This is a genomic window from Elizabethkingia argenteiflava (assembly GCF_009904105.1).
Classification (GTDB): Bacteria; Bacteroidota; Bacteroidia; order Flavobacteriales; family Weeksellaceae; genus Elizabethkingia; species Elizabethkingia argenteiflava.
Genome location: NZ_JAAABJ010000595.1, coordinates 58008 through 65651 on the forward strand (window position 1 = coordinate 58008; position 7644 = coordinate 65651).

Annotated in this window: 4 protein-coding genes; 3 read left to right on the forward strand and 1 reads right to left on the reverse strand. The window is 37.6% G+C overall.

Going from position 1 to position 7644, the window contains the following annotated elements; genetic code table 11:
- Positions 1–8: 8 nt before the first annotated feature.
- Positions 9–2519, reverse strand: coding sequence for a type I DNA topoisomerase (topA, locus tag GNY06_RS10100; protein ID WP_166519961.1), 2511 nt, complete (start codon positions 2517–2519; stop codon positions 9–11).
- A 239-nt stretch (positions 2520–2758) separates the two neighbouring features.
- Between topA and ileS the strand changes: the two genes are divergently transcribed.
- The 3 genes from ileS to GNY06_RS10115 all read left to right on the forward strand — a co-directional run bounded on the left by ileS (position 2759) and on the right by GNY06_RS10115 (position 7363).
- Entirely contained in the window at positions 2759–6145 is a 3387-nt protein-coding gene (gene ileS, locus GNY06_RS10105) for an isoleucine--tRNA ligase (protein ID WP_166519962.1), read from the forward strand.
- Between the two features lie 117 nt (positions 6146–6262).
- Positions 6263–6643 (forward strand): TraR/DksA family transcriptional regulator, encoded by a 381-nt coding sequence (locus GNY06_RS10110; RefSeq protein ID WP_166519963.1) that lies wholly within the window; start codon positions 6263–6265, stop codon positions 6641–6643.
- A gap of 84 nt (positions 6644–6727) precedes the next feature.
- Positions 6728–7363, forward strand: a complete 636-nt coding sequence (locus GNY06_RS10115) for a lipoprotein signal peptidase (protein ID WP_166519964.1) — start codon at positions 6728–6730, stop codon at positions 7361–7363.
- Positions 7364–7644: the final 281 nt, after the last annotated feature.

Below are 7644 nucleotides of genomic sequence, written 5' to 3' on the forward strand. Positions count from 1 at the left end.
AACGAAGTCTATTTTTTTTTAGTAGTCTTCTTTTTTGCTTTTTCTTTAAAAGCGGTTTCGTCTTGGTCTATAATCCATTTTTTCACCTCATCAGCAGAAACTTCTTTAAGTTCTTGTGGTGTATACTTCTCCCCCTTGTCTGTTAGAGGTATTTTCAGCATTTTTTTACCAAAGCGTATAAAGGGACCCCACCTACCGTTTTCTAGAGAAAATTTTTGATCGGTCCACTGTTGTATATATCGATTGGCCTCTTTTTCTAATTTAGCTTCGATGAGTTCCTGGATATCGCTTTGAGAAAGCTTGTCGAAATCATATTTTTTGGGAACATTTACAAAAAGATTGGTGTATTTTATAAAAGGTCCAAATCTACCCACTCCTTTCGTTACAGGTTCTCCTTTATAAGTTGCAATCGGCGCATCGGCCTTTTTCTTTTCCTCTATAATTTCAAGAGCACGCCCATTATCTACGGATAAGGGGTCTTCATTTTTCGGAAGACTAATGTAAATATCTCCCCATTTAATATAAGGGCCAAAACGGCCTACTCCTACTAGTACTTCTTTACCTTCATAATCATTAAGCGAAAAAGGAATCTTAAATAGTTCCAAAGCTTCTTCTAAGGTAATGCTAGCAATATTCTGGTGGGGTAAAAGGGAAGCAAAGACAGGCTTTTCATCATCATCAGCTTCTCCAATTTGAATCATAGCACCAAAGCGACCTATTCTGGCATGTACATTTTTACCGGTTTTAGGATCGCTACCTAAAATACGATCTCCTGTAGCGCGCTCCGCATGTTCTTCTACATTTTCAATAGTGGGATGAAATTTCTCATAGAACTGCGCCATGACTTCTTTCCATGAACTGTTGCCCTCTGCTATGATATCGAAAGCTTCTTCCACACGGGCAGTAAATCCGTAATCCAAAACTTCATTAAAATTATTCACAAGGAAGTCGTTCACTACGATACCGATATCCGTCGGTAAAAACTTATTTTTATCAAAGCCATACTTTTCAATGCGCTTTTCCTTTTTTAGAGAAGAACTTAGGGTAATCTGGAGAATTTCCCGCTCCTTAGCAGCTACTTCTCTTTTCTCAACATATTCACGATTCTGAATCGTCTGAATGGTCGGAGCATAGGTAGAGGGTCTCCCTATACCTAATTCTTCTAATTTTTTCACCAAGGCTGCTTCCGTATAGCGTGCGGCTGCTTTTGTAAATTTTTCAGTAGCCGTAATTTCTTTATAATGAAGCATTTCACCGATATTAACTTTTGGTAAAATTTTGTTGTGGCTGTCATTTTCCTCTTCTTCATTCTTAGTAATGCCATAGACCCTTAGGAAGCCATCAAAAACAATTACTTCCCCTGCCGCTTCAAAATTTTGAGAAAGCTTAGAATTACCGATTTCAATAAGGGTTTTTTCAATTTTTGCAGGAGCCATCTGGCTAGCCATGGTTCTCTTATAAATCAGTTGGTAGAGTTTATTTAACTGAACATCACCAAGGCTTTTTAGTCTAAAATCAGTAGGGCGAATAGCTTCATGGGCTTCTTGGGCGGATGTGTTTTTGGTGGTATAATTTTTTGGGGTAGAATATTCTTCGCCGAACTCCTTTATAATAGAGTCTTTTGCTGAAGCGATAGCTTCCTGGGAAAGGTTAACACTATCGGTTCTCATATAGGTGATATAGCCTTCTTCGTAAAGGCGTTGAGCGATGCGCATGGTGGTCGTTACAGAGTAGCCCAATCGGTTTGAAGCTTCTTGTTGCAATGTAGAGGTGGTAAAAGGAGCAGATGCTGAACGTTGTCCTGGTTTTTTTTCAATATTTAGGACTTTAAATTCATTTTTACTACATAGATTTAAATAATCTTCTGCCTCTTGTTCGGTAGCAAAATCTTTTTTTAATTTTGCCGAAAGTTCTTTTTCCTCTTTATTGAAAAAGAGTCCCTCTACCCGGTACGAATGTTTCGGCTCAAAAGACTGAATTTCTTTTTCGCGCTCTACCACTAAGCGAACAGCCACAGACTGTACGCGTCCTGCAGAAAGGCCTGTCTTTACTTTTTTCCAGAGTACTGGCGACATTTCAAATCCTACGATTCTGTCGAGTACTCTTCTTGCCTGTTGAGCATTCACCAGATTTTCATCTATTTTTCTCGGGTTTTCTACCGCTTTGAGAATAGCATTTTTAGTGATTTCATGAAAGACGATTCTTTTCGTCTGGTCTTCTTTTAATTTTAGTTCTTCTGCGAGATGCCAGGCGATGGCTTCTCCTTCGCGATCTTCATCCGAAGCCAGCCATACTATTTCAGCTTTCTTGGCACGAGCTTTCAGATCGGACACTAATTTTTTCTTATCGGAAGGGACTTCATAATCGGGAGTAAAGGTTTCAAGGTTGATACCCATGCCTTTTTTCGGGAGGTCACGAATGTGCCCCATGCTGGAGGTCACTTCAAAATCGTTACCGAGATATTTTTGTATGGTCTTAGCCTTCGCTGGGGATTCCACAATTACGAGATTTTTCGACATAGAGAATTTTTTGCAAAATTAGGATTTATTTTGAAAATGCGATTTTCCTTTTGCTCGCAAATTTTACAGTATACTATCTCAATGCTGAATTATTAATTTTTCAAAAAAGAGACTGTATTATTTAAAAGCTTAAAATTCAATAGATTTATATAGAATCAGGCTAGGGCTTTTTCCACATTTTTTTTTATATTCGCAATCTTAAATTTATAACAAGGACAAAAAATATTTTTTATCGTCACATGAAGAAGTTTACCGAGTATAAAAGCTTAGATCTTATAGGCTCTGCCCATGCTATATCAAAGTTCTGGAAGGAGGATAATACCTTTAAGAAAAGTGTGGAAAATCGTCAGGGGAAGCCTGAATATGTTTTTTATGAAGGTCCTCCATCCGCAAATGGAATGCCGGGGATCCATCATGTTATGTCGAGGAGTTTAAAAGATATTTTTTGTCGTTTCCAGACTCAGAATGGTAAGCAGGTTTTTCGAAAAGCTGGTTGGGATACCCATGGGTTGCCTATTGAATTGGGTGTAGAAAAAGAATTAGGAATCACAAAAGAGGATATAGGTAATAGCATTAGTGTAGAAGATTACAATCAGGCATGTCGCAAAGCGGTGATGCGTTATACCGATGTCTGGAATAAACTCACCCAGAATATTGGTTATTGGGTAGATTTACAGAAGCCTTATATTACCTATGATTCTAAATATATGGAAACTGTATGGTGGCTTTTGAAGCAGCTTTATAATAATAGTTTGCTCTATAAAGGCTATACAGTACAACCCTATTCGCCGGCAGCCGGTACAGGGCTTTCCTCTCATGAATTGAATCAGCCAGGAACTTACCGTGATGTATCAGATACCAGTATTGTAGCCCAGTTTAGGGTGAAAAAAGAAACAACGTCTTTGTTCATTGATATTGAGGGGGATGTTGATATTTTAGCTTGGACTACGACCCCTTGGACGCTTCCTTCAAATACAGCTTTAACTGTAGGGGGAGATATCCAATATGTGTTGGTTAAAACCTTCAATCAATATACTTTTGAGCCTATCCATGTTGTTTTAGCCAAGGTGCTATTAGAAAAAAACTTTGGTAAGAAATATACGCCTGGTGAAGCGCAGGACTTTATAGATTATACCCCTCAAAGTAAGACCATACCTTACACAATATTAAAAGAATTTACAGGTGAGCAACTGGCCGGAACTTATTACGAACAGTTATTGCCATGGATTAGGCTAGAAGAAAATGAAGATCAAGCGTTTAGAGTGATTGTTGGAGATTTTGTAACCACTGAAGATGGTACAGGAATCGTACATACTTCGCCTACATTTGGTGCTGATGATGCACGAGTGTCGAAGGAAAATGGGATACCTCCATTGTTGGCTAAAGATGCCAATGATCATCTTATCCCATTGGTTGATTTACAAGGGCGTTTTATTCGAGGGGGAGAGATTCCTGAGCTTTTTGCAGGTAAATATATCAAAAATGAGTATTATGAAAAAGGTACGGCTCCCGATAAATCGTGGGATGTAGAGTTAGCCATTTTACTAAAGACCCAAAATAAAGCTTTTAAAGTAGAAAAATACGTTCACAGCTATCCTCACTGCTGGAGAACCGATAAACCTATATTGTACTATCCTTTGGATTCGTGGTTTGTAAAGATGACAGCTGTAAAAGATCGCTTAGTACAACTTAATCAACAAATCAACTGGAAACCTAAATCTACAGGGGAGGGACGCTTTGGCAATTGGCTAGAGAATGTAAATGACTGGAATCTTTCGCGTTCCCGATATTGGGGTATTCCTTTGCCTATATGGAGAACAGAGGATCTAAGTGAAGAAAAAATTATAGGCTCAGTGGAGGATTTGATGCATGAAATTCAGAAGTCAATAGATGCGGGTTTTATGAAAAATCACCCATATGAAGGCTTTGAAGTGGGAAATATGGAGGACGCCAATTATGCCAAGGTGGACCTGCATAAAAATATTGTAGATCAGATTATTCTAGTTTCAGCTACAGGGAAGCCTATGAAAAGAGAAGAAGATCTTATTGATGTATGGTTTGATTCTGGTTCTATGCCTTATGCTCAACTGCACTATCCATTCGAAAATAAAGAAGTAATTGATGAGCGAAAAGCATTCCCTGCTGATTTTATAGCAGAAGGTGTGGACCAGACAAGAGGTTGGTTTTATACCTTGCATGCCATAGCAACAGCGGTGTTTGATTCTGTCGCTTATAAAAACGTAATTTCCAATGGCTTGGTTTTGGATAAAAACGGGCACAAAATGTCTAAACGGCTCGGCAATGCCATAGATCCATTTAAGACCTTGGAATCTTATGGTCCGGATGCGACCCGGTGGTATATGATTTCGAATGCCATGCCGTGGGAAAATCTCAAGTTCGATCTAGACGGTATAGATGAGGTAAGAAGAAAATTTTTTGGGACCCTATATAATACTTACTCATTTTTTGCGTTGTATGCTAATGTAGATGGTTTTAGATATGAAGAAGCAGATATTCAAGATCGTCCCGAAATTGATAGATGGATACTCTCGGAACTCAATCTCCTGTTGAAGGAGGTAAAAGCTTTTTATGAAGATTATGAACCGACTAAAGTAGCTCGAGCGATTAATACTTTTGTTAATGATAATCTTTCCAATTGGTATGTACGCTTGTGTAGAAGACGTTTTTGGAAGGGAGAGTACACGGAAGATAAAATTTCGGCCTACCAAACTTTATATACCTGTTTGGTGACAGTGGCCAAGATTTCGGCTCCTATAGCGCCTTTCTTTATGGATCAGTTATATCGAGATCTAAACCGGGCTACGATGAAAGAACAAGCGTCCTCGGTACACTTAACCGATTTTCCTTTAGCAGAGGAGGGAAAAATAGAGTATTCCTTGGTGGAAAAAACACATTTGGCACAACAAGTGACTTCTATGGTTTTTTCACTAAGAAAGAAAGAGAATATCAAAGTTCGGCAGCCTTTACAAAAAGTTTTGATACCGATCTTAGATCACAAAACAAGAGAACAGATAACTGCTGTGGCGGAGCTGATTAAGCAGGAAGTAAACGTGAAAGAACTGCAGATGATTAATGCTGAAGAAGCGTCTCATCTTATTGTCAAGCAGATTAAACCTAATTTCAAAACGCTAGGTCCTAAATTAGGGAAAGATATGAAGAAGGTGGCTGCCGAAATAGCTGCTTTTAACGATGAGCAAATTTCCAGTTTGGAGAAAGAAGGTCATTTAAAGGTTCAGGGGTATGAGATTACTACAAATGATGTAGAGATCTTAACTAAAGATATACCTGGCTGGACAGTAGCTTCTGAGGCTAAGTTAACCGTAGCATTAGATCTTAATATTACGGATGCTTTAAGATCAGAGGGTATTGCAAGAGAGCTTATCAATAGGGTGCAAAACCTTAGAAAAGATAAAAAGTTTGAAATTAATGATCGGATTATCATTGAATTACAAAGTGATAATTTGTTTTTAGAACAAATATTGGAAAATAAAGATTATATTAGTACAGAGGTTCTCGCTCAAGACATTGTAGTGAAGACTGAAATTACAGGCGAGGAGATCGAGATAGATGAACAGAGGTTTAATATTAATATTGTTAAAATATGAGCATCAACTGAAAAATACGACTAGAGAGTTAAGAAAGGCTGCTTTCTGTCGAAATGAGAGAGTGTTTTTCAGTTCTGTAAAGCAAGTAAACCATTATCCAATTAAAAAAATATTATTATGGCAGACGAAAGAACAAGGTATAGTGATGCAGAACTGGAAGAGTTCAAAAAAATTATAGAAGAAAAAATAGAAAAGGCAGAAAGAGATCTATCCTTGATAAGAGAAAGTTTTATTAATGACCAAAATAACGGTACGGACGATACCTCTCCTACATTTAAAGCTTTCGAGGAGGGTGCAGAAACCCTTAGTAAGGAACAAAATGCTATTTTGGCCGCCCGGCAAGAAAAATTCATTTATGATTTAAAAAATGCTCTGATCAGAATTAGAAATAAAACTTATGGAGTATGTCGTGTAACAGGAAATCTAATATCTAAGGATAGGTTGAAAGCCGTACCTCACGCAACGCTAAGTATTGAAGCTAAAAATATGCAACGATAATAAAAATATATATAGAAAATAGAGATCGGAAGTTTTTTGAAAAAAGAAGAGCTTCCGATCTCTCAATCATAACGATTGTAGACAATGAGGAAAATTTTGGCTGTAGCGCTGTTTATATTGATCATTGATCAAGCGTCTAAAATTTATGTTAAGACACATTTCCATTTAGGAGAAAGTGTAGATGTATTCGATTGGTTCAAGTTAGCATTTGTAGAGAATCCGGGGATGGCCTATGGACTTCACTTTGGAGGGATCATAGGTAAATATATTTTGTCAGTGGTCCGTATAGCGCTGGTTATAGGGATGGTGGTAATGTTTAGAAAATGGTTGCGTGAGGGCGCTTCCAATTATTTAATTATTCCCATGTCGATGATTTTTGCAGGTGCCATTGGAAATCTGATTGATGGTATGTTTTACGGATTGATTTTTGACTATGGTACCGTTTTTGAACAAGGTATTGGGCGTTGGGTAGGCTATGAAGGAATCTCGCAATTGGTAGAGGGGAGGGGGTATGCCTCCTTTATGAACGGTTGTGTGGTAGATATGCTCTATTTTCCTATTTTCAATTTTAACTGGCCCGACTGGATGCCTGTGATAGGAGGTTCTAAGTTTGAATTTTTTAAGCCTGTATTTAACATAGCGGATAGTTCAATAACCTTAGGTGCCCTTATATTATTAATTTTTAGACAAAAAGCCTTTCCTCAAGGTTTGAATTTTTAGTAAAAATAAAAGCTGTATTTATCATTTTATAGAATCTAAATGCAGTATATAGATAAAAGATCGCTTTGGGCGATCTTTTTTATTTTAGATCTTTTTCCTTTTATGATAATTAAGTTTGCCCTTCTTTATCTAGGCTAAGCAGGCGAAGGTGCTCATGCTCCGGAGCTGAAAGGGGATGGGTTTAAATTTTTCATTCTGTTATCGAGTTAATTAGGGTATTTTTTCGAAAAATAGTGTTATAAAATTTGTTAAATATATATAAACTTTCTATTTTTGCACTC